This is a genomic window from Bacillus sp. 491mf, assembly GCF_900112415.1.
GTDB lineage: Bacteria > Bacillota > Bacilli > Bacillales > Bacillaceae_G > Bacillus_A.
On the sequence record NZ_FOLV01000050.1, the window covers coordinates 1 to 24620 of the forward strand.

Genomic DNA, 24620 nt, shown 5'->3' on the forward strand with positions numbered 1-24620 from the left:
ATAAAGTGAAACTTTAATCAGTGGGGGTTTTCTTCATCCCCCACTGATTATTAGTTGAACCAATCGGGCTTTTACGGGCAGTTTATCTCCCGCCTAACTTCTTTGCTTTTACTGAATTTTGAGGTGGGAGTATTACTGCCCGTTAATGCGGGATAAAAAGTGAAAGACTTTTGTAATAGTTATGTTATAAAAATGAGAGGTTTCCTTGCTAACATATAAGTGTTAGAGGAGGGAGATTACTTTATGAACAGAAAATATATATTCCTTATTGGAACATTTGTAATTGTTGGGGGGATCTTATGGTCGTTATTCCGCCCAGAGAAATTATTCATTGATAAGAAAGTAAATGAAACATTGTCGCAAACAGAAATGAAGTCAAAAGAAACAAAGGCAATAAGCGAAGGACAGTTTCAAAGCGGTGTTCATGAAACAAAAGGAACAGCAACAATCTACCAATTAGCTGATGGAAAACGTATTTTACGCCTTACTAATTTTACAACTTCTAACGGCCCAGACGTTCGAGTTGTATTGGTTCCTACAAATCAATTGAAAAATAATGAAGATGTTAAAAATTATAAGTATGTTGAATTAGGAAAATTAAAGGGGAACAAAGGCGATCAAAACTATGAGATTCCTGAGGGAATCGATGTAAGTGAGTACGGCGCTGTTTCTGTATGGTGTAAGAGATTTAATGAAAATTTTGGTGCAGCGTATTTTGGAAAATAAGAAAGAGTATATAAAAACAGGTGATAGAAATAGAATCTATCACCTGTTTTTCTGTTTTGTAGAGTGTACATACGACTTAATATTTTTTGTTATGCTTTAGAGAAATGGATTATATAATAGGCATAAACTCTCTATTTCCGGTAAGACTCGGTAATAACTCCCTCATTGTTAAATTTACCTTCGAACCAAATATCACCGCTCTTAAAGGAGTGCCATCCGTTTCGGTCAAGTCTACCATATATGTCAGCAATATAACCCTTACCATTGAACCTGTAATATGTATTTCGTATCTTTTCTCCGTATACGCGAAGGTCGTCACCTTTAGAGAAGAGATATAGTTGGCCATCGATTTCGGAAACACCTGTTACCTTTTCACCTTTATCGTTCATCGTATACCGTTGAAAACACTCACGAAATAAAGAGATTCAAGTACAGAAAAATTACAAATATTATTGTTAGCGTGAGGTAGAGAGTAAAATGATTCTGTTATTTATCTCGGCCGAGCGTTTTTAAAATCAAAGAAAGACTTTTGTGACATTTATGAAAGACTTTTGTAATATTTATGAAAGTAATTTGAAAGACATTTAAAGTAAGATAAGTTTATCCTTAATCTATATGCAAAACATTCTATAAAATTGATCAAACCGAACTTCCCCAAAGTTTCTTTGAAGTGATAAACCCCACAGAAAATATTCTTGTTTTCTGTGGGGTTTATCATGTTTTTATGGGAGATGCGTCTACAGATAAACAAGCTAAAGGAGAAGAGGTTATCATCTCTCTTTCTTCACTTATGGTCATGGGACGAATATTGAACTTACAAAAATGGCTGAAGTTACACCAAGTATCTCCTAAGAGTAGGAAATTCGGCTCATTTTATGCTGAAATTTGCTTAGCGTATATTTTTGTTAAAAAGTAACCCCTATATGAGTAAACTTCCATACTTTATTCTTTGTTTATGAAATAGGAATAATATGAAATGTTGCATATTACATTACTTAATTTTAATAGTATGTTATTTTGAGAAGGAACATATAAACGGAGGAAATAGCATGAATAAGAAATTAAAATTTACTCAAATGGTGCTAGGTATTAGTACTGTGGCCTTATCATTTGGAAGTATTCAAACACAAGTATCAGCGGAAGAAAAAACACCTTATAATGTGTTACAAAAGAAACCACCTGGGATACAAACTTCAAAAGATGAACTTGCTCATTCTACAAAAGCAGATGAAACATTGTCTTATGAAGAACGTTTAAAAGTGAACGATTTTTCACAACGTCCAGCTCCGGCTGTGAAACAAGCGGCGGCAAAACAAGTTCAGCAAAAGTATTCTGTGGCAGAGCTGAATAGAATGAATAATGATGAATTAATTGATACATTGGCAAATGTTAGTTGGGATCAAATCGCAGGTTTAGGTCAATTTAATCAAGAAACAAAAGCGTTTTATCTAAATAAAGAGAGAATCCAGGTTATTATTGATGAGTTAGGTCGTCGTGGAAGCACATTTACAAAAGATGATACAAAAAGAATTGAGACGTTTGTTGAGGTTTTATATTGCGGCATTTATTTAGGATCTAATAATAAAGAGTTAAACTATTTAAATGAACGAAGTTTCCATGATAAATGTTTGTCTGCATTAAAAGCAATTGCAAAAAATCCGAATTTTAAACTTGGTACAGATAAACAGGATGCAGTGGTACTTGCATACGGTAAATTAATTAGCAACGCTTCTTGTGATGCTGAAACCGTTCAATATGCAGCGAATATATTAAAACAATATAACGATAATATTTCTACATATATAAGTGAACAGAATAAAGGAGCCGTCGTGTATCAGCTTATACAAGCGGTTGACAATGATATACAGTCTTACTTGCAGGATACACGTAAAAAAGCGGATGAAACAATATGGTATGGGAAAATTGATAGTTACATAAATGAAATGAGTCGAATGGCTCTTCTAAATGATATAACAGCAGAAAATAAATGGTTAATTAATAATGGTGTTTATTATACTGGTCGTTTAGGGAAATTCCATAGTAATCCAAATAAACCTTTAGAAGTACTTACACAAGCAATGCAGATGTACCCGCGTTTTAGTGAAGCTTATTTTAATGCGGTAGAGCAAATTTCAACAAATTATGGTGGAAAAGATTATTACGGAAATACAGTAGATTTAAAGAAAATCCGTGAAGAAGGTCAGAAGCAGTATTTACCAAAAACGTATACATTCGATGACGGTGCTATTGTATTTAAAACAGGAGATCAAGTAACGGAAGAAAAGGTGAAGAGACTATATTGGGCTGCTAAAGAAGTAAAGGCGCAGTATCATCGTGTAATTGGAAAAGATGGAGCGTTAGAAGCAGGGAAAGCTGATGATGTACTGACAATCGTCATTTATAATAATCCAGATGAATATAAACGAAATAGCCAACTATATGGATATGATACGAATAATGGTGGAATTTACATTGAAGGCGTCGGAACGTTCTTTACATTTGAGCGTACACCGCAGCAAAGTCGTTATAGTTTGGAAGAGTTGTTCCGTCATGAATTTACACACTATTTACAGGCAAGATACGAAGTTCCAGGATCATGGGGACAAGGAGAATTATATCAAAATGAACGTATGACTTGGTTTGATGAAGGGAATGCAGAATTTTTTGCGGGATCTACTCGTACGAATAACGTTGTTCCGCGCAAAAGTATAATTAGTGGATTATCATCTGATCCTGCGAAACGCTATACAGCAGAACGAACATTATTTTCGAAATATGGACAAGGAGAAGGAAACGAAAAATGGGACTTTTATAATTATTCTTTTGCACTGCAGTCTTACTTATATACTCATCAATTTGAAACTTTCGATAAGATTCAAGATTTAATTCGCGCAAATGATGTGAAGGGTTATGATGCATATCGTGAAGCTTTAAGTAAGGATCCAAATTTAAATAAAGAATACCAAGACTATATGAAGCAGTTAATTGATAATCAGGGTACATATAATGTCCCACAAGTATCAGATGATTATTTAGCTGAACATGCACCAAAACCACTAGCTGATGTGAAAAAAGACATTACAGGTGTAGCAAAGGTAAAAGATGCAACGATTACAAAGCATAATTCTCAATTCTTTAATACGTTTACATTAGAAGGAACATATACAGGCGGTGTAACAAAAGGAGAATCTGAGGATTGGAAAGCGATGAGCAAGCAAATCAATCAATCTTTAGAAAAGTTAGCGCAAAAAGAATGGAGCGGCTACAAAACAGTTACAGCGTATTTTGTCAATTATCGTGTAAATGCGAACAATCAATTTGAATACGATGTTGTATTCCATGGAGTTGCAACGGGAGAAGAAGAAAAACAGGCTATTAAAGTAAACATGAATGGACCATACAATGAGATAGTAAATGAAAAAGTTGAGTTTCATAGCAATGGTACAGAAAGCACAGGTGGAAAAATTGTTTCTTATCTCTGGGACTTTGGGGATGGTACAACAAGTACAGAAGCAAATCCTACTCATGTATATGGAAAAGAGGGAACATATACTGCAAAGCTAACAGTGAAAGATAATAAAGGAAAAGTGGGCCGAGGACAAACAACGGTTACCGTAAAAAAAGATGAGCCAGCAGGTCATAACTATCAAAATGCAAAGGTACTTAGCTTTAATAAGCTTTCAAAAGGAAATATGGATAAGCCTAATCTGGCGTATATGTACACATTCAATGTCACATCTCCAAAAGAAGTGGATATTTCCTTTATAGATGAACAGGGAATCGGGATAAACTGGGATGTATATCACGAATCAGATCTAGGAAATCCTGTCATTACGGGCCAAGCGGATGGAAATAATATAAAAGGGAAATTTGAAGCGAAACCTGGGAAGTATTATATAGTTGCATTTTTCGATAAGGAAAATGCAAAAGGAACATATTCATTATTGGTAAAATAAATCCATTTCGAGACATATAATTTATTTTTTTTAGGGGGAGCTTGTCACTATAAGCTCCTCCTGTTCTTTTTTAGATACACTGTCTATGCTAACCAAAATGAAAATGTTACTTTACTACATGTATTGATTTTTGCAGGTTCAGTTTATTTTTTTGTTTTAAAACCCGCATGTGGCAGGAAAAGGATTTAAACGCTTCTATGCACGGCTAGATGCTCTCATCTTTCCTAATAGAAAGGGTTTTTATGTTGTTTTTTAATTTGTAGATGAAAAAACCCTTACAGGGGAAGATGGAGAAAAAGCGTGTAAAATGAAAAAGAATAGTGCAAACGGTTGCAATAAATGATAATATGTAAGCGTATACATATAAGTATTAGCTTGCAAGCATAGAATGAAATCCTTTGTTTTTTATTATTATGAGTCTTAATTTTTAGGAAAAAGGAGAGAGTGTATGAAAAAATATGTAAAAGGCTATAGTATTGTCATGTTATCCGTTCTTATATTGTTTGTTTCTGCAATATTTTCAAGTCAGAGTTATGCAGCTGTAAACGGACAAGCAATGAACGGAAATTACAAAGCATATATTATGGCACCGTTAAAGAAAGTGCCAGATATTATGACATGGGAGACGTTTGAAAATGATTTACGCTGGGCAAAGCAAAATGGTTTCTCAGCTATTACTGTTGATTTTTGGTGGGGGGACATGGAGAAGAATGGAGATCAACAATTTGATTTTTCCTATGCGCAGCGTTTTGCCCAATCTGTAAGAAATGCTGGTATGAAAATGATTCCAATTATTTCAACGCATCAATGCGGCGGTAATGTTGGGGATGATTGTAATGTACCGATTCCTGCTTGGATATGGAATCAAAAATCAGATGATAGTTTGTATTTTAAATCGGAAACAGGAACGATTACGAAAGAAACATTAAATCCGCTAGCTTCAGATGTCATTCGAAAGCAGTATGGAGAGCTATATAATGCTTTTGCCGAGGCGATGGCTCCGTATAAAGATGTCATTGCGAAGATTTATTTATCGGGCGGGCCGGCTGGAGAAACACGTTATCCATCTTATACGTCAGCTGATGGTTCAGGTTATCCGAATAGAGGGAAGTTTCAAGCTTATACGGAATTTGCAAAAGCGCAATTTCGTTCTTGGACATTACAAAAATACGGATCTTTAGCAGGGATAAACGGAGCATGGGGAACAAACTTGAATTCTATGTCACAAGTGCTTCCGCCATCTGATGGATATCAATTTTTGGCAAGCGGCTATCAAACAAAGTACGGTGAAGATTTCTTAAAGTGGTATGAAGGTGTGTTAGAAGAGCATACAAAATTAATAGGAGAATTAGCTCATTCTGCATTTGATAATAAGTTCCACGTACCAATTGGTGCAAAAGTTGCCGGCGTTCATTGGCAATATAGCAATCCGAATCTTCCACACAGTGCTGAAAAACCAGCAGGATATAATGATTATAGTAGTTTGCTAGACGCCTTTAAGAGTGCAAATTTAGATTTAACATTTACTTGTTTAGAAATGTCAGATAAGGGAACGTATCCAGAATATTCAATGCCAAAAACACTTGTCCAGCAAGTAGCTAAGCTTGCGAATGAAAAAGGAATTGTATTAAATGGCGAAAATGCGTTAAGTATAGGAAGCAGTGCTGAATATAAGAAAACAGCAGAAATGGCTTTTAACTATAATTTTGCGGGATTCACACTCCTTCGTTATCAAGATGTTATGTACAATAATTCATTGATGGCGCAATTTAAAGATACTTTAGGAGTTATGCCTACTTTACAAACAATCGTGGTAAAAAATGCACCAACAACTACTGGTGATACAGTGTACATTGTTGGAGATCGTGCTGAGTTAGGACAATGGGATACAACGCTATATCCTATTAAATTATCGTACAACCCTACTTACGGGGATTGGAGAGGAACGATTTATTTACCGGCGGAACGCAATGCGGAGTTTAAAGCGTTTATTAAGCGTCAAGATGGAACGATTAAAGTGTGGCAGTCAAATCAGCAAAATTGGACGCCAATTCCAGCAACTTCTACTGTGTATACAGATTGGTGGTAGTTTCATTGTTTAAAAGAAGTTTTTTAATATAAAGGCTAATGATACAAGCTGCCTCCTATCATATTATGAAAAATGATAGGAGGCTTATTTTTTTGACATCTTTGTCTAGCTCTTCCTAAGCAGTCGGCTCTGCTTTTCTTTATGTCAACACCACCATTTCTCCTGCGGCAGTAATACAACATTTACATTGAAGTTTTGTGAAAACCAATCATACATGAGTGTCTTTTTTACTAAATACTCCGATGCAGAGTGGGACACACCAATGAGCGACATATTTGTTTGCGATATGTACTCTTTCATGATGGCATATTTCTTTTTGCCATAGTCGTTATCAATATAACAATGCACTTCTCCGGTAACATAAGCTTGCGCCCCTTTTTCCTCAGCTTCTTGCATCATGCTTACTTTATCACCGCAGCCAGCGATGATTGCGATTTTCGAAATATGAGAACGTGTTTGTCCTTCGAAGTCTACATACGGGATGTCAAAAATCTGTTTTGCTTTTTCAATGAGTTCATTTGTATGTGTTGGAGCAATTTCGCAAATCACCCCATCTCCTCCAGCGAAGCTTTCCATTACTGATGCATGTAGTGCCTTGGCGATGGCGATACTTGTACCATACGTTTGATGACGGTCCATTGGCGCGTGACATGTGTACACGGATAATCCCTTGTCTTTTATTGCTTGCAAATAATGATTTGGAATTGGAATGAACCCGCGCCCTGGTAAGCCTTGGGGATCGCCGCATTCCATAACAAGTGGATGGTGCATAAATAATAAATCCCCAGCTGTTCCTTCATTAATAAATCTATCAAGCACTTCATCTGTTGGAAAAACAGCTAAAAAGACGTTGTGAACAACATCTGCTCCTTTTATCATGAGTCCGTTAAAGTATGTCACGAAATCATCTTCAAAGAACTCCTGCCAAGGAAACGAAATTGGGTCATAAGCAGCTGGGAGGAAACGGCTAAACCCAGGGTCAATTCCGTATTTATGCACTGCAAATAAAGTATCTAACTGATGCTCTATATCTTGAAGTTTTGGCATGATAAAACCTCCTTTGGAAAAATATATAAATTTAATTATATATTTGAATGAATTTTCTGTATATAGTGATTAAACCAATTCATAAAAAAGAATGCTACAATAGGATAATCGTGATATAGGTAGGAGGAAAAACAATGAATGTGACCGTTACGGACGCAGCATATGCGAAAATAAAAGAGATGATTCCAAGTGAAACAAAATATATAAAATTATTTTACGATACAGAAGGATGCGGCTGTGTGATGAGTGGGATTATTGACTTAGTCGCTGCACTGGAAAAAGATGAGCGCGACGTAGACATTTCATCAAACAAGTTTCAGTTTATTGCCGATCGAACGAAGCTTGTTTTTATGGATGATAACTTGACTGTTGATTTCTCTGAATCTGGAGGAAGCTTTCAATTAAAAAGCCCAAGTCAATATTATAATCCGAATATGAAATTGCATGTTCGGGTGTAATAGATGGAATGAAAAAGAAGAAAGCAGATCATCTTTGCTTTCTTCTTTTTTGCGTTAAGATTTAGGGATGAGAGTGCTCATCTACTGACTCTAGAATTGTTTTTTCTTGAATAATTATTTCTGGTGAGGAATCACCGCTTTGGAAGAGGTAGATAGATAGAACTCCAAGAACGCCGAGAGCTAAAAAGAGAAAAAGTACAATAAGCATGATTCTTCGTTTTCTGTGTTGTTGCTCAGATAGTTGTTTTTCTGGACTCATGTAATCCCTCCTTTATATACAAAAACCTTATGCATATTTAGCAGGTTGTTATTCCAATTGTTACATTACTTTTTCTATATTGATATGTATATCTCTCTTTTACACATACGTAAGAAGGAGTTGCAGCATATGTCTCGAAACTTAATGAAGTAAAGCATCGGATATAACGGGGGAAAAAGATGAAAAAATGGGGAATTGAACTATTACTTTTATGTGTTGTAATTATATGGGGAATCAATTATACAATTGGAAAATACGGTCTTGTCGAATTAACAGCGATCCAATTTACAGCCATTCGCATGGTTACTGCGGCGCCGCTGTTATTGTTGCTAACGTTTTATATAGAAAAATCGCTTTATATTGCATGGAAAGATATCGTAAGGCTTATTTTTGTTAGCATGGTTGGGATTACGTTGTATCAAACACTGTTCATGGAAACGATTCAATATACGTCTGCAACAAATGCATCGTTATTAATCTCGATTTCTCCTATTTTTACAACGATGTTTGCTGTATTTTTGAAAGAAGAGCAGTTTTCATCACGTAAACTTGTTGGATCAGCCATTGCGTGTATCGGAGCTGCGCTTGTATTACTTGCTGGGCATTCTCTTGTACAATCTTTTTACGGGAATGCAATTGGGATTATTACTTCGATTTGTTGGGGCTTGTACCCTGTTTTAGCAACGCCGCTTATGAAAAGATATTCCGCTTTGCGTGTAACAGCATGGGCGTCAGCAATTGGTGCGGTGCCGCTTGTATTTTTGAGCGGTTGGCAAATTGTTCAGTTGCCTTTTACGATTGAGCACGGTAGTACATGGCTTTCACTGTTCTATTCGATTTTTCTTGTTACTGTATTTGGGCTTGTGATGTGGTACGTTGGGATTCAAAAAATTGGAGCATCTCATACGATGGTGTATATGTACATTACACCGTTTGTAGCGGTTTTATTTGCAGCAATATGGGCGAGAGAGCAGTTATCTTTGCAACAATTGATTGGCGGATTGATTATTTTTCTTGGTTTGTGGTTTGTAAAGTCAGAGAAACGGTTACCTGTAAAAGAAAATATTTCAAAATAAGAAAGCAGATTAGATCTGCTTTCTTATTTTTTGATTCTCGGTAAAAAAACAAGATACAAGATAGCTATAATAAATGGAATCCAGTTGAGGGAAGGAAAGTGGAAATAAGTAACGAGAATCATACCGGTGAGAAGAACGCTGAGGACAGCATAGAAAACACTATGCTTAGGTGTATACCAATATAATGTTAAGCCGACGAGAGCCGGGATAACGAAATGAATAAGAGCGATGAGAAAGAAGAGCAATGGAAGTCCCTCCTTTATTGTGTACTTACTATATAATATCCATATTTTGTTAGAATGATATCTAATTTTATAAAAAATGTTTGGAAAAACGACACAATTCGACTCGTTATTTACGATAGAAGTTTTGTATAATGTTATTTCTAAAATGTATTTTAACAATATAAACACTATCAAAATAGTTAAAACTATGTAAATTCATTTTGCTTTTTCAGCATATAAGTCGAGATGACCTGCTTTTGTATTGCACGTAGTAGGGAATCGATTACATACCTTTACTCACCTAAAAAGTGGTTTTTATGTTTTTAATTTGGATGATATTTGATATAGAAATTTTGCAGCAAAGGAGCCACAACATGATTAACATGTCGTTACAAACATTTAAAGTACAAACATATTACATTTTAGCACTGATGATGCTCGGCTGGGCATTTACTCCTTTTTCTCCGCACTTTTTAGGAATCGGTCTTGGTTTTCTCGTGAGCACGTATTGTGTTTGGATTTTAGGACGCCGCATTGAAAAAATCGGAGAGAGTATAGTGAAAAAAACGAAATCACCAACTCTTGGGATGATAAACAGATTTGCAGCAGCGATACTTGGTGCCATTATTATGTACGAAATTGAGCATCATATGGTGATGTGGGCATTTGCTGTTGGGATTATGGGCGGATATATATTAATTGTAATTAATTTAGCATATTACAGTATGAAAGATGCTAAGAAATAGGAAAGAGGCTTGCGAGATTATTCGTAAGCCTCTTTTATATGTAAGTATGCGCGATTACAAGAAAACGTGGGCTTTGTCGGTGAGTACTTGTTTTCTTGCAATCACAACATACTTATTCACATGATTTAGGATATTTCACAGTAAAGTTAGGTTAGGCGATTGGACCGCCAAGGTTTACAACTGTTTCAGAAACAGTATCAAATTTCTTGAAGTTTTCTTTGAACTTATTAGCAAGTTCAGTTGCTTTAACTTTGTAAGCTTCTTTATCAGTCCATGTTTGTTCTGGCATTAATACTTCATCAGGTACACCAGGAACATGAAGTGGTACTTCAAGACCGAAGATATCATGTTTTGCTGTTTCAGTGTTGTCAAGCTCGCCGTTTAATGCAGCTTGCACCATTGCGCGTGTATGACCTAAGTTCATACGTTTTCCAACGCCGTATTCGCCGCCAGTCCAGCCAGTATTCACTAAGAACACATTTGCATCATGCTTCTCGATTTTTTCACCAAGCATTTCTGCATAGCGAGATGCATCAAGCGGTAAGAATGGAGAACCGAAGCATGTTGAGAATGTTGCTTGCGGTGAAGTAATACCGCGCTCAGTTCCTGCTAGTTTACTAGTGTAACCGCTTAAGAAATGATACATAGCTTGCTCTTTCGTTAATTTACTAATTGGAGGCAATACGCCGAATGCATCAGCAGTTAAGAAAATGATTGTATTTGGATGACCTGCAACGCTAGGTAATACAATGTTATCAATTGCATCAATTGGATAAGCTGCACGTGTATTTTCTGTTAATGCAGTATCATCGTAATCGGCAATGCGTGTATGCTCATCAAGCACAACGTTTTCTAAAACAGAACCAAATTTGATTGCGTCAAAGATTTGTGGTTCTTTCTCACGAGATAAGTTCACACATTTTGCATAGCAACCGCCTTCAATATTAAACACACCGTTATCAGACCAACCGTGCTCATCATCACCAATTAATTTCCGGTTCGGATCAGCAGATAATGTTGTTTTGCCTGTTCCAGATAAACCGAAGAATAAAGCAACATCGCCTTCTTCGCCTACGTTTGCAGAGCAGTGCATAGAGAAAATGTCTTGCTCTGGAAGTAAGTAGTTCATAATAGAGAAGATTGATTTTTTCATTTCACCAGCGTATTCTGTACCCCCGATTAACACGATACGCTTTTCAAATGAAACGATAATAAATGTTTCTGAATTTGTGCCGTCAACTGCTGGATCTGCTTTAAAGTTTGGTGCAGATACAATTGTGAACTGTGCATCATGGTCTTGTAATTCTTCTTCAGTTGGACGAATGAATAGTTGATGCGCAAATAAGTTATGCCAAGCATATTCATTAATAACTTGAAGAGGAAGACGGTAGTTGCGGTCTGCTCCTGCAAATCCTTTGAACACGAATAGTTCTTCTTTATCTTTTAAGTATTCCAGCACTTTTGTATATAATTTATTGAAATGTTCTTCAGAAATTGGTTGGTTCACAGATCCCCAAGCAATTTTGTCCGTAACAGATGCTTCGTCTACAATAAATTTATCTTTCGGAGAACGTCCTGTATATTTTCCTGTTGAAACAGAAACTGCGCCAGTAGAAGATAATTGACCTTCTTTTCTCATTAATACCTTTTCCGTTAATTGCGGAACGCTCAATTGAACCTGTGCATTGCTTCCGTTCAATAGTTCATGTAATCCAATTTGGACATTCGCAGTACTCATATTTATATACCATCCTTTATTTGATTTATGAATATTCATCGTAATCCCCACTAAAAGTATAACACAATCATATAAATAATGTATACTATTTATTTGTTTTTTGTTTGTGTTATTATATTATTTTTTCCATAAATTTCTGCCCTGAAAAACTTATAGGAATATGTGTATTTGGATTGACAAATGAAATTCATTTCTTTAGTATAGTTGAGGACGGATACTCTCTTATTCCGAGCTGGCGGAGGGACAGGCCCTATGAAGCCCGGCAACCTCACTTGTATGAAAGTCAAACAAGTGAATAGGTGCTTAAACCTGTGCGAGGCGAATAGTCTCGAACGATAAGAGCGAAGGGCAAAAAGCAGTATGCAAGTAGCAAATACAACCTTTCCTCTAATAGGGAAAGGTTTTTCTTTTGCACTTGTATGGGAAAATACATGAATGTCGCAGTTTGTGGCAAATTAAGGATGAGTTCCGTACAATATATATCATTACTGTAGGGAGGTTTACCACATGACAAAAAAACGTCATCTGTTCACATCTGAGTCTGTAACTGAAGGACATCCAGATAAAATTTGTGACCAAATTTCTGATTCTATTTTAGATGCAATCTTATCAAAAGATGCAAACGCACGTGTAGCTTGTGAAACAACAGTAACAACTGGTTTAGTATTGGTAGCGGGGGAGATTACAACTTCTACTTATGTGGATATTCCAAAAATCGTTCGTGAAACAATTCAAGGAATCGGTTACACTCGTGCAAAATACGGATTTGATGCAGAAACTTGTGCAGTTTTAACATCTATCGATGAGCAATCTGCTGACATCGCAATGGGTGTTGACCAAGCGTTAGAAGCACGCGAAGGTCAAATGACTGACGAAGAGATTGAAGCAATCGGTGCAGGCGACCAAGGTTTAATGTTTGGTTTCGCATGTAATGAAACAAAAGAATTAATGCCACTTCCAATCTCACTTGCTCACAAATTAGCTCGTCGTTTAACGGAAGTTCGTAAAGATGATACATTACCATACTTACGTCCAGACGGTAAAACACAAGTAACAGTTGAGTATGATGAAAATGGTAAACCAGTTCGCGTCGACACAATCGTAATTTCTACGCAACATCATCCAGAGATTGCTTGGGAACAAATCGATCGCAACTTAAAAGAATTTGTAATTAAACCAGTTGTACCAGCTGAATTAATCGATGAAGAAACAAAATTCTTCATTAACCCAACAGGCCGCTTCGTTATCGGTGGACCACAAGGGGATGCTGGTTTAACAGGTCGTAAAATAATCGTTGATACTTACGGCGGATATGCTCGTCACGGCGGCGGTGCATTCTCTGGTAAGGATGCAACAAAAGTTGACCGCTCTGCAGCATACGCAGCTCGTTACGTTGCGAAAAACATTGTAGCAGCAGGACTTGCTGAAAAAGCAGAAGTACAACTTGCATACGCAATCGGCGTAGCACAACCAGTATCTATCTCTGTTGATACATTTGGCACTGGAAAAGTATCTGAAGAAGTATTAGTAGAACTAATCCGAGGCAACTTCGATCTTCGCCCAGCTGGCATCATCAAAATGTTAGACTTACGTCGCCCAATTTACAAACAAACAGCAGCTTACGGCCACTTCGGACGTACTGATGTAGATCTTTCATGGGAACGTACAGACAAAGCTGAAGCTTTAAAAGAGCAAGCTGGTCTATAATATAGGAAGAAAAAAGCTTTGCGCGTGTGCGCAAAGCTTTTTTTATTTATGGAAATACATAAAGTGAAGTACCGCCCAAAAAGCAAATGATTACAACTATAATAAGAAAAGTAATCTTTCTTTTTTTCATGTACTCCCCTTTATAGCCTCTTAGTTACTTTCCTGTATCTCTAATTTCCCAACACAAGAAGTGCAATACACTTCACCGCCAAGCTCAATATATTTTTGAATATTTGTGATCCCGCTTGGTGGATACTGCATATAAATCCAAGAACGTTCATGTACCGCAATTTCTTTTCCACATGATGTGCACGGAGTTGATTTTTTACCAAACATAATTATTCTCCTTTACGATAATGAATTCTTCCTGCACAAAAGGCTGAACATAGTAAAAAGAGCGTACCTAATCCCCAGCCCCAAATTGCAGCATATGGTACAGCGTCTTTTAGTGCCATGCCAGCGCTAATAGAAGCGACGAAAAGTAAAATAAATACCGTCGTTAATTTTCTCATTGTATCCATATGTAATTCCTCCCTTTGAAAACTTATATTTTTATTATAAGGTAAATTTCGTAAAAAGAGTGTTTTTTTGTGATGAAGAATTGTGACAGGTCTCACATTTTTTTGCTGCCATATTATATATGATAAGATTTAGATAGGTTTATCAATGGGGAGGAAAAAATAATGAGCGTCACAGACCATAAAAAACAAGCACCAGCACAAGTTCGTTGTAAAATCATCACAATTTCAGATACCCGAACAGAAGAAACGGATAAAAGCGGACAGTTATTAAAAGAGTTATTAATAGAAGCAAATCATCAAGTAACAGCGTATGAAATTGTGAAAGATGATAAGGAAAGTATTCAGCAAGCTGTATTAACAGGTTGCCAGCAAGAAGATGTGGATGTTGTCTTAACAAATGGCGGCACTGGAATTACGAAACGTGATGTTACAATTGAAGCAGTAGAAGCATTGCTTGATAAAGAAATTGTAGGATTTGGGGAACTATTTCGGATGATTAGTTATTTAGAAGATATCGGCAGCGCAGCGATGTTAAGCAGAGCGATTGGCGGGACCATTGGACGAAAAGTTGTCTTTTCGATGCCAGGATCGACAGGTGCGGTGCGCCTAGCGATGAATAAATTAATTTTACCAGAGCTTGGTCATATTACATTTGAGCTCAATCGCCAATGAAAATAGCAGGAATTGTATTAGCCGGCGGAAGGTCAAGCCGTTTTGGAGAGCCGAAAGCATTAGCAATTTGGCAAGGAAAAACATTCGTTGAGCATAGTATAGACGCATTGAAAGAAGTTGCGACAGACATTGTTGTCATTAGCCATCCAGACATTACAAACGATCTTTCACATATATTAAATGTGCCCGTTGTAGAAGATCTCGAATTATATAAAGGAAACGGCCCGCTTGCTGGTTTCGTAACAGGCATGGAATATACAAGCGCAGATTGGTACATCGTTGCACCGTGCGACACACCAAATGTTTCGAAAGAGTGGGCACTGGAATTAATAGAACGAGCGGATGAACCATATGAAGCGATTGTTCCACTCGTTGAAGGACGGAAACAACCGCTTTTAGCGCTATATCATTATAAAGTAAAAGAGAAAATAGAACAGTTATTAAAGGAAGAAAAAAGAAGTATGCAAGGCTTATTATCGCAGTGTAACGTTCAGTATGTAGCGGTGGAAGAAACAGATATATTTGTAAATGTGAATACAAAAGAAGAGTATAACGAATTACAGAGGAAAAAGAGCTGAAATCAAACATACTATTATTAGAAGAGGATACTATGTCCAATATGAGGACGTAGATCCTCTTTTTTCTTACATTTTTTAAATCATTAAATAATACATTAATGCTAACGACTGCTGAATCATCATCAGTTGGAACCATGGATTATTAATTAGCATCTCAAAGTCTAAGTAATCGTGCTCATTATGTAACTAAGTATTTTCAATATGAGGAATGTCTACAATTTCAACCATTATGGTAAATATAATAATTGAATAAATAACGTAAAGGGGAAATTAATAATATTAAATGATGAATTAACATTATTAATTTTCTTTAATAAAAAAATTGAATTTATTATTTGTATTTTTAATTATTTGTTATATAATTGAATTAATTCAAAGAAAGGAATTTCATTATGGCTTATAAAGTAATCACAAATTGTCCTGTCTGCAGTAAAACGTTGAAAATTACAAAGTTACAGTGCTCTCATTGTCACACTACGATTGAAAATGAGTTTGAATTATCTAAGCTGGCATCCTTATCAAAGGATCAGCTTCATTTTGTGGAAGTATTTTTAACATGCAGAGGGAATATCAAAGAAGTTGAAAAGGAACTGGGGATTTCGTATCCAACGGTTCGAGGCAAGCTAACAGACATCATTTCATCCCTTGGATATGTGCAGAAGAAGAAAAGTGAAGTAGACGAGAAAAAAGTTGTTACCATGTTGGAAAATGGCGAAATCACACCAGAAGAAGCCATTAAGCTCTTAAAAGAAGAATAGGGAGGAATTTATCATGAAAGAGGAAATTACAAGAGTGTTAACAATGGTTCAAGAAGGAAAGATCGATGCAGATAAGGGATCAGAACTGATTCAAGTATTAAAAGAGAAAGAAGAAACAGGTAATAAGCTTTTGGAAAAACCGAATAAATATTTAGATAAAACATTGAAAATTCGTGTTGTATCAGCTGAAAATGATAACGTCACGGTCAATTTGCCTATAAAACTTGTCAAGGTAGTATTAACGGCTGGACACAGCATCGCAGCGAGTATTCCTCAATCGGAAAATTACGTGAAAGATATAGACATAAACCTTATTATTGAAGCAATCGAAAACGAATTAGATGGCCCAATTGTTGATATTAAATCGGCAAACGGGGATACCGTTTCGATCATCATTGAATAGTGATTTGCTTATGATACATGTAAAAGTGAAAGCAAAAGACGTTCGTTTTACCATCCCAATCCCATATGCTATTTTAAACATTGTTATTTCAATTTTGTCTTCGAAACTTTTTCAGCAAAATGTAAACAAATGGACAAAAGAACACTTCGAAAGAAAAAAACAGGACTTTACCTTCCTACTAATAGACAAAAAAATGCTAAAGCCTATCGTCAAGGAACTGAAAAATCATAAGGGGACCGTGCTAGTAGATGTCAAAGCTAAGGACGGTACTGAGGTTAAGGTTAGACTATAGTTTTTGACGGCGTCTTAATGGAATAAAAGGAGAGCATGTATAATATGTGCTTTCCTTTATTTTTTATGGATTTTTATAATTTTGGACTTGATAACATAATGCTTTTTTTCTTTTTTTGTAAAAAATTACTGAAAATTATTATTCTTCTGGTAAAATAAGTAAAGAACGCTTTTAATATTGTTGTATAAAGTCTTTAATAGAAGAATAATGAAGGAGCAAACATAATGGAAAGTGAATTACTAAAAATATTTGATGAACATAGAAATCCAGTCGGAGTTGCAACGCGTGAAGAAGTACATACAATCGGGCATTGGCATGAAACATTTCATTGCTGGTTTATAAGTAGAGAAAATGGAGTGAATTATATTCATCTTCAAATGCGTAGTTATACAAAAAAGGATTATCCAAATTTGTTAGACATTACAGCTGCGGGACATATATTAGCTCACGAAAGCGTGTATGATGGAATACGCGAAGTGCAAGAAGAAGTGGGGATTAATGTTTCGTTTGATGAACTCATACCACTTGGCATTATTCATTATTGCGTTACAATAGAAGATTTTATTGATAAAGAATTGGCTCACGTCTTTTTATATGAAATGAAAGGCACAATGGATGATTATACACTGCAAGTAGAAGAAGTGTCGGGTATGGTTAAAATTGAGTTTAATCGTTTTGCTGAACTTTGGTTAGGAGAAAGAAATGAAGTTACAGTAGAAGGATTCGAAATGAATGAAGCGGGAGAAAAAGTTTCCATTCATAAAACGGTAGATAAAAGTCATTTTGTGCCGCATGAGCTTTCGTATTATGAGAGCATTATTACGCTAGTAAGGGAGAGTATAGATTTACACTGAAGAAAAAGCACTCATATCAAGTGCTTTTTCTTTTTTAAACAAGTGCTATTATGTAAAACAGAGGTGTATAATCAGTAGTTAATTTGAAGAATAAACCGCTTAATCACATAAGTGGTACTACATATATCATTATAAAATCTAAAACATCAATCCCATAATAAGCGTACTATAATACTTACCATTTATATACGTATCTTGTTCTAGTAATCCTTCTTCTTTAAAGCCGACCTTTTTATAAAGTTCTATTGCTCGATCATTGTCTTCTCTCGTTACAAGGTGTATCTTCTTAGTTGTGCCATTTTCTCTTGCCCATTCAATAAGTTCTTCCATCAATATTTTTCCTAAACCAAATCCGCAGTGCTTTTCTGCAATCACGATTCCGAGCGTTCCTACATGTTTCGTTCGCTCTTTTGAACTAGAGGTAATAGAGGCGATACTGATGATCTCATCATCCAATGTTGCTAACAATATAATTGAATTAGTAGCTGCTTTAGTAGATTCTATAAAGTTTTCATAATCATGTAGAGGTTTACTGAACTCATTCTTTCCGAACGAAAGAAAATCAGTCTCCCCGCCGACTATATTATAAAAATTGATCATAGACTGAGCATCTTCTTGTGTAGCTTCTCTGATTATCACTTCTTTTCCATTTCTCAAACACATTTTTTTCATATGTCTCAACTTCTTTCCATTTTAATTTTCCAGCATACAAGTCACTGCTATACAAAACACAACATGCCGGCAACTTGCTGTCTCCCTTTGTTTTAAACCTCGCATGTGGTAGGAATAGGTCCTGACCGCTACTATGCGCGGCCAGATGCTCTCGCCCTCCTAAAAAGAAAGGGGGTTTTACTTTGTATATATAGTTACGTTCATCATAATATTAACACTTGAATTTTTATAGCTTAATTTTAAATACGATCCCAAATTAACAAAGAGGCGAAGAATCATAAAGATTCTTCGCCTCTTTGTTATAGAATACTAGGGTATCTTGCTAAATATGAGGTAAAATTCACTCTCTAGTTTATTATAACACTGTAAAATATTTGAATTTTATGCAATTATGCATATCGTAATTATTGAATGTTATGTGTTTGTTATTTACGTTATGAAACACACATAAAGTTTCTGATTTGTGAATATCGATAGCTTACTTTGCGTCGTCGTCCTGCTATCCATGTATATCCAGATACTCCGTTTGTTCTTACTTCAGTAGGGTAAAACCAAAAATCTCTTCCAAAAGGCCCTTGTCCTTTTAAACCGATAAATCCCCATCTTCCTAAACAATGACACATCGCTGATCGTATTTGTCCCATTTGTATAGGAGAAGAAAATGCTGAAGGGGCTGCTGGTTGTTGTGCTGGCGGTGCCGATGTTGGAGCATCTTCAGCGTCATCGGGACGATATACGTCGTCATCGATTTCTCTTATGTCCTCGAATGATTGATAACCTGGAGTTTGCATAGGGTAATACTGTGCTTGATTATAATTTGCATACGGAAAATACATTGGTTGATTATTCATGAAAACATCACCTCATCTTTTTTTGTTCACATTTACAATATTAGTATGTTGTGTGCTCCTTATATGAAGCTTATTTATAGCCTAAAAATGTCTTTATTTTCTCTCTAAATAATTCCTAAAGCGTTCAAAAACTATTAAAAAATAATATGAAATCTTGCATATTTAAATTACTTCACTTGGATAATGTGTTATTTTATTTTAATGATATTTAGATATGGAGGAAAATTATGAAAAAGAAAATGAATAAAATTATGCTTGGAGTTAGTACAATGGCATTGTCGTTAGGTGCATTGCAAGCTGAAGTATCAGCGGAAGAAAAAGTACCTTACAATGTACTGCAAATGAAACCAGCGGGAATAGAAAAGCCGAAAGATGCAATTGCTCATTCCTCAAAAGTTGATGAAACATTATCGTATGAAGACCGTTTAAAAGTTGGAGATTTTTCACAGAAGCCAGCTTCCAATATGAAGGATGAGAAAGTGAATCATTCGCAGGAAAGCTATACTTTGGATGAGCTGAATAAAATGAGCGATGAGGAGTTAATTCATACACTAGAAACTATTCGCAGCGGGCAAATTAAAGGTTTATTTCAGTTTAACGAAGAAACAAAAGCTTTCTATGGAAATAAAGAGCGTATGCAAGTAATCATGAATGCAATAGAGAAAAAAGGAAGTGAGTTTACAAAAACTGATACAAAAGGAATTGATACATTTACTGAAGTGCTTCGTTCCGCTTTTTATGTCGGATTTTATAATGAGGAATTAAGTGTAAGTTATTTAAAAGAGAGAAGCTTTCAAGATAAGTGTTTGCCGGCATTAAAAGCAATTGCAAAGAATCCGAACTTTAAACTCGGTACAGCTGAGCAAGATTTGGCTGTAACTGCATACGCGGATTTAATGGGGAATACTTCTAGTGACGTTGAAACGGTGCGGTATGCAGCAAAAATTTTAAAACAGTATAATAATAACCTTTCTACATATGAAAATGACCGTAAGAAAGGAGAGGTTGTATATACTTTGATGAAAGCCATTGATAGGGATATACAGACTTATTGGCACTTTTCGGGTAAAGAGCCAAATGAGACAATGTGGTATGGAAAGATTGATAGTTTTATAAACGAAGTAAATAAAATGGCGCTTATAGGTAAGGTAACGGATAAAAATGGTTGGCTAATTAATAATGGTATTTACTATGCAGGACGTTTAGGGAAATTTCACAGCAATCCGAAGAAAGGGTTAGACGTTGCTACGCAAGCAATGCAAATGTATCCATATTTAGGAGAACAATATTTTGGTGCGGCAGAACAGATTGCTACAAATTACGGCGGAGTAGATGCGAACGGAAAAACAGTAAACTTAGATCAACTTAAAAAAGAGGGTAAGAATAAATATTTACCAAAAACGTATACGTTTGATGACGGAGCAATTGTCTTTAAAACGGGAGATAAAGTGACAGAGGAAAAAATCCAAAGAATGTACTGGGCTGCGAAAGAAGTAAAAGCACAATATCACCGTGTAATCGGAAATGATAAAGCATTAGAACCAGGGAATGCCGATGATGTATTAACAATCGTGATTTATAACACACCAGATGAATATAAATTTAACAATCAATTATACGGCTATGAAACAAATAATGGTGGTATTTATATTGAACAAGACGGAACGTTCTTTACATATGAACGTACGCCGCAGCAAAGTATTTTTAGTTTAGAAGAATTGTTCCGCCATGAATTTACACACTATATGCAAGGAAGATATGAAGTGCCTGGATTATTTGGGAAAGGAGATATACAGCAAAATGAACGTTTGACATGGTATGCAGAAGGAAATGCGGAATTCTTTGCAGGATCGACGCGTACGAATAATGTAGTGCCGCGTAAGAGTGTTATAAGAGGTTTATCAACCGAACTAGCAGAACGCTATACAGCAGAGAGAACATTACATGCAAAATACGGAACGTGGGATTTTTATAACTATTCCTTTGCATTACAGTCTTATATGTATAATCACAAATTTGAGACATTCGATAAAATACAAGATTTAATTCGTGCAAATGATGTCAAAGGTTATGATGCATACCGAGAGGCGTTAAGCAAAGATGAACAATTGAATAAAGACTATCAAACATATATGCAGCAATTAGTTGATAATCAAGAAAAATTTAATGTGCCGCAAGCATCAGATGATTATTTAGTAAGTCATGCACCAAAAGCACTAGCTGAAGTGAAGCAGGAAATTGCAGATGTTGCGAATGTACAAGATGCAAAAATTACAAAGCATAAGTCTCAATTCTTTAATACATTTACAGTTGAAGGTACGTATACAGGCGGTACAACGAAAGGTGAATCTGAAGACTGGAAAACGATGAGTAAACAAGTGAACGAAGCATTGGAGAAGCTGTCACAAAAAGGATGGAGCGGTTATAACACAGTAACAGCGTACTTTGTAAATTATCGTGTAAACAATGAAAATCAGTTCCAATATGATATTGTCTTTCACGGCATTGCAACAGATGAAGGCGCAAATCAAGGAATAATTGTAAAGAGAGATAAGCCATATTCCGGAGAAGAAAATAACGCAATTCAGTTTAAGAGCGATAGTTCAAAAGTTGAAGATCGAAAAATCATTTCTTACCTTTGGGACTTTGGAGATGGTAACACAAGCACAGAAGCAAATCCTACTCATGCATATGAAAAAGAAGGAACGTATACGGCAACCGTAACAATGAAAGATGATAAAGGAAAAGAAAGTAAAGAAACAATGACAGTTAATATAGATCGAACAAGAGAAATATATTACGGGGAAGAAAATAAAGCAATTGAGTTTAAGAGCGATAGTTCAAAAGCGGAAGATCAAAAAATCGTTTCTTACCATTGGGACTTTGGAGACGGGAAAACAAGCACAGAAGCAAATCCTACTCATGCATATGAAAAAGAAGGAACGTATACAGCAACCTTAACAATGAAAGATGATAAAGGAAAAGAAAGTAAAGAAACAATGACAGTTCAAGTAGATCGAATAGGAGCAACGGAACAAGAACCAAATAATAATCCAGAACAAGCAAATGTAATTCCGTTTAATACGCTTCTTAAAGGTGCATTTAAGGATGAAGATTATAAAGATGGTTATACGTTTAACGTGTCATCACCAAAAGAAATAAATATTTCTGTCATAAACGAATCTAAAATCAACATGACATGGGTGCTTTTTCATGAATCAGATATGAAAAGATACGTTGCAGGTGGAAATTCTAATGAAAGTATACTGAAAGGAAAGTTTACTGCAAAACCAGGGAAGTATTATTTATATGTGTATACACCTACTCCTGTAATGGGGACATATGCTGTTAAAGTACAAGAAAGATAGAAATAGAGATATTTCCTCTTAGAAAGAAGTGTCTCTACAAACTGTTGAAAAGCAAATCCGTCAATTGAATTTTTAACAATGGTGTTTTATTCAGAAATAAATAATTTTTAATCACCAAAAACCAAAATATAGAGAAGTAAAATTTATAGAAAAAGAAGAAAGCAGATTATATTTGCTTTCTTCTTTTTTGCTATTTGTAAATGAGAAAAGTAGAAAGATGACCATTTTGTAATAAATAAACCCGCTAGAACTATTAATTAGCGGGTTTACTTATAATTTTGATATTAGGACATTTTTCTTTTAATAAATGAATAAAAGCCGCATCTTCTTGCGGTACACAAACAGTTACTATATCAAATACTCCATACATAATTTCTAATCGCTGTCTCGTCCATTTTTTTGAATGTAGTGATTTTCCGTAGTATTTCATATGTTGAATATCTTTAAACGGGATTTCAGTGTTTGTAAAATAGTATTTAATAATGAGTGATTTATCGGTGATTGTGTAGACCTATAAACAAATAGAAAATTGATTATGCTTAACAAAATCATACAACTTAAGTAAATAGTATTTGTTTCTTGAATGGTCTTGGATTTGATATTTCAAAGAAAGAATCTGCAAATTTTAAGTCTTCTCTACCAAACTCCATGTCTTCACCAATAATAAATGTTAAAGGCAACATGTTATCCACTAAAGCACGACCATAGTTTTGTAATGTTTGTCTTAACGTATGCTTGTCCGTTGTAATCTCCCTTTCACTTATTTACGTTTACTGTCATATATCGACTTTATTATAATTATAATGAATAGACTTAATATATTTAATAGAGGTCTATCTACGATTAGAAAGAATCCACCTACTACTAAGATTATGATTAACTGTAACATATCAGTCTTATTACCTTATTGCATGTCATTGATCGCAATGAATCCGAAATAGAAAAATCCGAATATTAATACCCCTATTCCCATTTGAAGGATAATCGGTTTCCAACTGAAATCGTCTCCCTTTTCTGCTTTCTGCTTTTTAATATAAAGTACAAATATGATAGTTGAAATAATAATTAATAACACTTTCTTGTCTCCTTTTACTATATTTGGTTTGTAAACCCTAGATAACACAGTAATATGACCACTAAAAGACAACCAGTACAGGCGATACCGAAGTCTTTCATTGTCATTTCTTTTCTTCCTTTGTAGTATGCCATAATGCATACCCCTGTTAGACCTAAGCACCACATGACTGTATTCATATGCCTTCACCTTTTTGGATTTGAGTCAATATTTCGGACACAAAAAAGTTAAATCTAAGCCACTTTTTTAGCTAGATCTTCTATTGCTTGGGGAGTTTTATAACCAATGCTACTATGAATCCTCTTGCGGTTATACCATCCCTCGATGTATTGAAATAGTGCTAAGTTTGCTTGTTCAAATGTGACATATTTTGTACGATATACTTCTTCTTTCTTTAAAATGGCATGAAATGACTCGATACAGGCGTTATCATAAGGACACCCTTTTTTACTGAAAGAAGGTTTGATTTTATAACTCGCGAGTAAGGTTTGAAATTCCTGACTTGTATATTGTGTTCCTAAGTCAGTATGTAGAATGAGACCTTCTGGTG

General features: G+C 35.5%; 27 protein-coding genes, 1 pseudogene and 1 riboswitch. Of the genes and pseudogenes, 15 read left to right on the top strand and 13 right to left on the bottom strand.

Going from position 1 to position 24620, the window contains the following annotated elements; all coding sequences use genetic code 11:
* Positions 1-243 precede the first annotated feature (243 nt).
* Positions 244-726, top strand: coding sequence for a DM13 domain-containing protein (locus tag BM211_RS23340; protein WP_090999830.1), 483 nt, complete (start codon positions 244-246; stop codon positions 724-726).
* Between the two features lie 131 nt (positions 727-857).
* Here the strand turns inward: BM211_RS23340 and BM211_RS23345 are convergent, their stop codons facing one another.
* On the bottom strand, positions 858-1115 hold the full coding sequence (locus tag BM211_RS23345) for a hypothetical protein (RefSeq protein ID WP_090999832.1): 258 nt from the start codon (positions 1113-1115) through the stop codon (positions 858-860).
* 660 nt (positions 1116-1775) lie between these two features.
* On the opposite strand from BM211_RS23345, the gene colA reads away from it, so the two are divergent.
* Positions 1776-4682: a collagenase ColA gene (gene colA / locus BM211_RS23355; RefSeq protein WP_090999836.1), complete on the top strand. Its 2907-nt coding sequence runs from the start codon at positions 1776-1778 to the stop codon at positions 4680-4682.
* Positions 4683-5130: 448 nt separating this feature from the next.
* A complete protein-coding gene (locus tag BM211_RS23360) occupies positions 5131-6771 on the top strand; it encodes a family 14 glycosylhydrolase (RefSeq protein WP_090999838.1) in 1641 nt (546 codons plus the stop codon).
* A gap of 144 nt (positions 6772-6915) precedes the next feature.
* On the opposite strand, the gene BM211_RS23365 is transcribed toward BM211_RS23360, so the two are convergent.
* Positions 6916-7818, bottom strand: a complete 903-nt coding sequence (locus BM211_RS23365) for a Nif3-like dinuclear metal center hexameric protein (protein WP_090999840.1) — start codon at positions 7816-7818, stop codon at positions 6916-6918.
* A gap of 134 nt (positions 7819-7952) precedes the next feature.
* Here BM211_RS23365 and BM211_RS23370 point away from each other — a divergent pair, with 134 nt between their 5' ends.
* Entirely contained in the window at positions 7953-8276 is a 324-nt protein-coding gene (locus BM211_RS23370; RefSeq protein ID WP_090999842.1) for an iron-sulfur cluster biosynthesis family protein, read from the top strand.
* 61 nt (positions 8277-8337) lie between these two features.
* On the opposite strand, the gene BM211_RS23375 is transcribed toward BM211_RS23370, so the two are convergent.
* Positions 8338-8535, bottom strand: a complete 198-nt coding sequence (locus BM211_RS23375; RefSeq protein ID WP_090999843.1) for a hypothetical protein — start codon at positions 8533-8535, stop codon at positions 8338-8340.
* A 179-nt stretch (positions 8536-8714) separates the two neighbouring features.
* Between BM211_RS23375 and BM211_RS23380 the strand changes: the two genes are divergently transcribed.
* Positions 8715-9611: a DMT family transporter gene (locus BM211_RS23380; RefSeq protein ID WP_035436172.1), complete on the top strand. Its 897-nt coding sequence runs from the start codon at positions 8715-8717 to the stop codon at positions 9609-9611.
* Positions 9612-9634: 23 nt separating this feature from the next.
* On the opposite strand, the gene BM211_RS23385 is transcribed toward BM211_RS23380, so the two are convergent.
* Complete coding sequence (locus tag BM211_RS23385; RefSeq protein WP_035436169.1) at positions 9635-9856, bottom strand: hypothetical protein; 222 nt, start codon at positions 9854-9856, stop codon at positions 9635-9637.
* A gap of 353 nt (positions 9857-10209) precedes the next feature.
* Here BM211_RS23385 and BM211_RS23390 point away from each other — a divergent pair, with 353 nt between their 5' ends.
* The gene (locus tag BM211_RS23390) at positions 10210-10581 is read left to right on the top strand and encodes an ATP synthase subunit I (RefSeq protein WP_035436166.1); all 372 of its coding nucleotides are present in this window, start codon (positions 10210-10212) and stop codon (positions 10579-10581) included.
* 151 nt (positions 10582-10732) lie between these two features.
* Here BM211_RS23390 and pckA read toward each other — a convergent pair whose 3' ends face one another.
* The gene (gene pckA, locus BM211_RS23395) at positions 10733-12319 is read right to left on the bottom strand and encodes a phosphoenolpyruvate carboxykinase (ATP) (protein WP_035436396.1); all 1587 of its coding nucleotides are present in this window, start codon (positions 12317-12319) and stop codon (positions 10733-10735) included.
* A gap of 219 nt (positions 12320-12538) precedes the next feature.
* Positions 12539-12661, top strand: a riboswitch (SAM riboswitch).
* Positions 12662-12826: 165 nt separating this feature from the next.
* Between pckA and metK the strand changes: the two genes are divergently transcribed.
* A complete protein-coding gene (gene metK / locus BM211_RS23400) occupies positions 12827-14026 on the top strand; it encodes a methionine adenosyltransferase (RefSeq protein WP_090999845.1) in 1200 nt (399 codons plus the stop codon).
* 150 nt (positions 14027-14176) lie between these two features.
* On the opposite strand, the gene BM211_RS23405 is transcribed toward metK, so the two are convergent.
* Together BM211_RS23405 and BM211_RS23410 are read right to left on the bottom strand one after the other, a co-directional pair.
* Positions 14177-14362, bottom strand: a complete 186-nt coding sequence (locus tag BM211_RS23405; RefSeq protein ID WP_090999846.1) for a hypothetical protein — start codon at positions 14360-14362, stop codon at positions 14177-14179.
* Between the two features lie 2 nt (positions 14363-14364).
* On the bottom strand, positions 14365-14547 hold the full coding sequence (locus tag BM211_RS23410; RefSeq protein ID WP_090999848.1) for a hypothetical protein: 183 nt from the start codon (positions 14545-14547) through the stop codon (positions 14365-14367).
* Between the two features lie 162 nt (positions 14548-14709).
* Between BM211_RS23410 and BM211_RS23415 the strand changes: the two genes are divergently transcribed.
* From BM211_RS23415 to BM211_RS23440, 6 genes are all read left to right on the top strand, one after another.
* Positions 14710-15219 (top strand): MogA/MoaB family molybdenum cofactor biosynthesis protein, encoded by a 510-nt coding sequence (locus BM211_RS23415; protein WP_090999849.1) that lies wholly within the window; start codon positions 14710-14712, stop codon positions 15217-15219.
* A complete protein-coding gene (locus BM211_RS23420) occupies positions 15216-15797 on the top strand; it encodes a molybdenum cofactor guanylyltransferase (protein ID WP_090999851.1) in 582 nt (193 codons plus the stop codon). The genes BM211_RS23415 and BM211_RS23420 overlap by 4 nt, the downstream gene beginning before the upstream one ends.
* Before the next feature lie 392 nt (positions 15798-16189).
* A complete protein-coding gene (locus BM211_RS23425; RefSeq protein WP_090999852.1) occupies positions 16190-16555 on the top strand; it encodes a DUF2089 domain-containing protein in 366 nt (121 codons plus the stop codon).
* Positions 16556-16568: 13 nt separating this feature from the next.
* Entirely contained in the window at positions 16569-16958 is a 390-nt protein-coding gene (locus BM211_RS23430; RefSeq protein WP_090999854.1) for an SHOCT-like domain-containing protein, read from the top strand.
* Between the two features lie 10 nt (positions 16959-16968).
* A complete protein-coding gene (locus tag BM211_RS27365; protein ID WP_090999864.1) occupies positions 16969-17250 on the top strand; it encodes a hypothetical protein in 282 nt (93 codons plus the stop codon).
* A gap of 224 nt (positions 17251-17474) precedes the next feature.
* Positions 17475-18104, top strand: coding sequence for an NUDIX hydrolase (locus tag BM211_RS23440; RefSeq protein WP_090999856.1), 630 nt, complete (start codon positions 17475-17477; stop codon positions 18102-18104).
* 138 nt (positions 18105-18242) lie between these two features.
* Here BM211_RS23440 and BM211_RS23445 read toward each other — a convergent pair whose 3' ends face one another.
* Together BM211_RS23445 and BM211_RS23450 are read right to left on the bottom strand one after the other, a co-directional pair.
* Positions 18243-18776: a GNAT family N-acetyltransferase gene (locus BM211_RS23445; protein WP_090999858.1), complete on the bottom strand. Its 534-nt coding sequence runs from the start codon at positions 18774-18776 to the stop codon at positions 18243-18245.
* 434 nt (positions 18777-19210) lie between these two features.
* Positions 19211-19627: a hypothetical protein gene (locus BM211_RS23450; RefSeq protein WP_090999860.1), complete on the bottom strand. Its 417-nt coding sequence runs from the start codon at positions 19625-19627 to the stop codon at positions 19211-19213.
* A gap of 227 nt (positions 19628-19854) precedes the next feature.
* On the opposite strand from BM211_RS23450, the pseudogene BM211_RS23455 reads away from it, so the two are divergent.
* Together BM211_RS23455 and BM211_RS27650 are read left to right on the top strand one after the other, a co-directional pair.
* Positions 19855-22629: pseudogene (locus tag BM211_RS23455) on the top strand (collagenase); the annotation flags it as partial.
* The gene (locus BM211_RS27650) at positions 22627-22995 is read left to right on the top strand and encodes a PPC domain-containing protein (protein WP_371261904.1); all 369 of its coding nucleotides are present in this window, start codon (positions 22627-22629) and stop codon (positions 22993-22995) included. The pseudogene BM211_RS23455 and the gene BM211_RS27650, both read left to right, overlap by 3 nt.
* Positions 22996-23248: 253 nt before the next feature.
* Here the strand turns inward: BM211_RS27650 and BM211_RS23460 are convergent, their stop codons facing one another.
* From BM211_RS23460 to BM211_RS23465, 4 genes are all read right to left on the bottom strand, one after another.
* A complete protein-coding gene (locus tag BM211_RS23460; protein ID WP_371261905.1) occupies positions 23249-23497 on the bottom strand; it encodes a PH domain-containing protein in 249 nt (82 codons plus the stop codon).
* Positions 23498-23899: 402 nt separating this feature from the next.
* Positions 23900-24070 carry a hypothetical protein gene (locus tag BM211_RS26595; protein WP_177206988.1) on the bottom strand — a complete coding sequence of 57 codons (171 nt, stop codon included), beginning with the start codon at positions 24068-24070 and terminating at the stop codon, positions 23900-23902.
* A gap of 17 nt (positions 24071-24087) precedes the next feature.
* Positions 24088-24249: a hypothetical protein gene (locus tag BM211_RS26600; RefSeq protein ID WP_177206989.1), complete on the bottom strand. Its 162-nt coding sequence runs from the start codon at positions 24247-24249 to the stop codon at positions 24088-24090.
* A gap of 54 nt (positions 24250-24303) precedes the next feature.
* On the bottom strand, positions 24304-24620 hold a 317-nt coding region (locus tag BM211_RS23465), incomplete at its 5' end, for an integrase core domain-containing protein (protein ID WP_141771690.1).

Excerpts from the sequence above, each read along its gene's own strand:
- BM211_RS23365 (WP_090999840.1), bottom strand. The coding sequence starts at position 7,818 with ATGCCAAAACTTCAAGATATAGAGCATCAGTTAGATACTTTATTTGCA.
- BM211_RS23345 (WP_090999832.1), bottom strand. The coding sequence starts at position 1,115 with ATGAACGATAAAGGTGAAAAGGTAACAGGTGTTTCCGAAATCGATGGC.
- BM211_RS23420 (WP_090999851.1), top strand. The coding sequence starts at position 15,216 with ATGAAAATAGCAGGAATTGTATTAGCCGGCGGAAGGTCAAGCCGTTTT.
- BM211_RS27365 (WP_090999864.1), top strand. The coding sequence starts at position 16,969 with ATGATACATGTAAAAGTGAAAGCAAAAGACGTTCGTTTTACCATCCCA.
- metK (WP_090999845.1), top strand. The coding sequence starts at position 12,827 with ATGACAAAAAAACGTCATCTGTTCACATCTGAGTCTGTAACTGAAGGA.
- BM211_RS23360 (WP_090999838.1), top strand. The coding sequence starts at position 5,131 with ATGAAAAAATATGTAAAAGGCTATAGTATTGTCATGTTATCCGTTCTT.
- BM211_RS23430 (WP_090999854.1), top strand. The coding sequence starts at position 16,569 with ATGAAAGAGGAAATTACAAGAGTGTTAACAATGGTTCAAGAAGGAAAG.
- colA (WP_090999836.1), top strand. The coding sequence starts at position 1,776 with ATGAATAAGAAATTAAAATTTACTCAAATGGTGCTAGGTATTAGTACT.
- BM211_RS23340 (WP_090999830.1), top strand. The coding sequence starts at position 244 with ATGAACAGAAAATATATATTCCTTATTGGAACATTTGTAATTGTTGGG.
- BM211_RS27650 (WP_371261904.1), top strand. The coding sequence starts at position 22,627 with ATGACAGTTCAAGTAGATCGAATAGGAGCAACGGAACAAGAACCAAAT.
- BM211_RS23440 (WP_090999856.1), top strand. The coding sequence starts at position 17,475 with ATGGAAAGTGAATTACTAAAAATATTTGATGAACATAGAAATCCAGTC.
- BM211_RS23445 (WP_090999858.1), bottom strand. The coding sequence starts at position 18,776 with ATGAAAAAAATGTGTTTGAGAAATGGAAAAGAAGTGATAATCAGAGAA.
- BM211_RS23370 (WP_090999842.1), top strand. The coding sequence starts at position 7,953 with ATGAATGTGACCGTTACGGACGCAGCATATGCGAAAATAAAAGAGATG.
- BM211_RS23390 (WP_035436166.1), top strand. The coding sequence starts at position 10,210 with ATGATTAACATGTCGTTACAAACATTTAAAGTACAAACATATTACATT.
- BM211_RS23380 (WP_035436172.1), top strand. The coding sequence starts at position 8,715 with ATGAAAAAATGGGGAATTGAACTATTACTTTTATGTGTTGTAATTATA.
- BM211_RS23410 (WP_090999848.1), bottom strand. The coding sequence starts at position 14,547 with ATGGATACAATGAGAAAATTAACGACGGTATTTATTTTACTTTTCGTC.
- BM211_RS23450 (WP_090999860.1), bottom strand. The coding sequence starts at position 19,627 with ATGAATAATCAACCAATGTATTTTCCGTATGCAAATTATAATCAAGCA.
- BM211_RS23405 (WP_090999846.1), bottom strand. The coding sequence starts at position 14,362 with ATGTTTGGTAAAAAATCAACTCCGTGCACATCATGTGGAAAAGAAATT.
- BM211_RS23415 (WP_090999849.1), top strand. The coding sequence starts at position 14,710 with ATGAGCGTCACAGACCATAAAAAACAAGCACCAGCACAAGTTCGTTGT.
- pckA (WP_035436396.1), bottom strand. The coding sequence starts at position 12,319 with ATGAGTACTGCGAATGTCCAAATTGGATTACATGAACTATTGAACGGA.
- BM211_RS23375 (WP_090999843.1), bottom strand. The coding sequence starts at position 8,535 with ATGAGTCCAGAAAAACAACTATCTGAGCAACAACACAGAAAACGAAGA.
- BM211_RS26600 (WP_177206989.1), bottom strand. The coding sequence starts at position 24,249 with ATGAATACAGTCATGTGGTGCTTAGGTCTAACAGGGGTATGCATTATG.
- BM211_RS23425 (WP_090999852.1), top strand. The coding sequence starts at position 16,190 with ATGGCTTATAAAGTAATCACAAATTGTCCTGTCTGCAGTAAAACGTTG.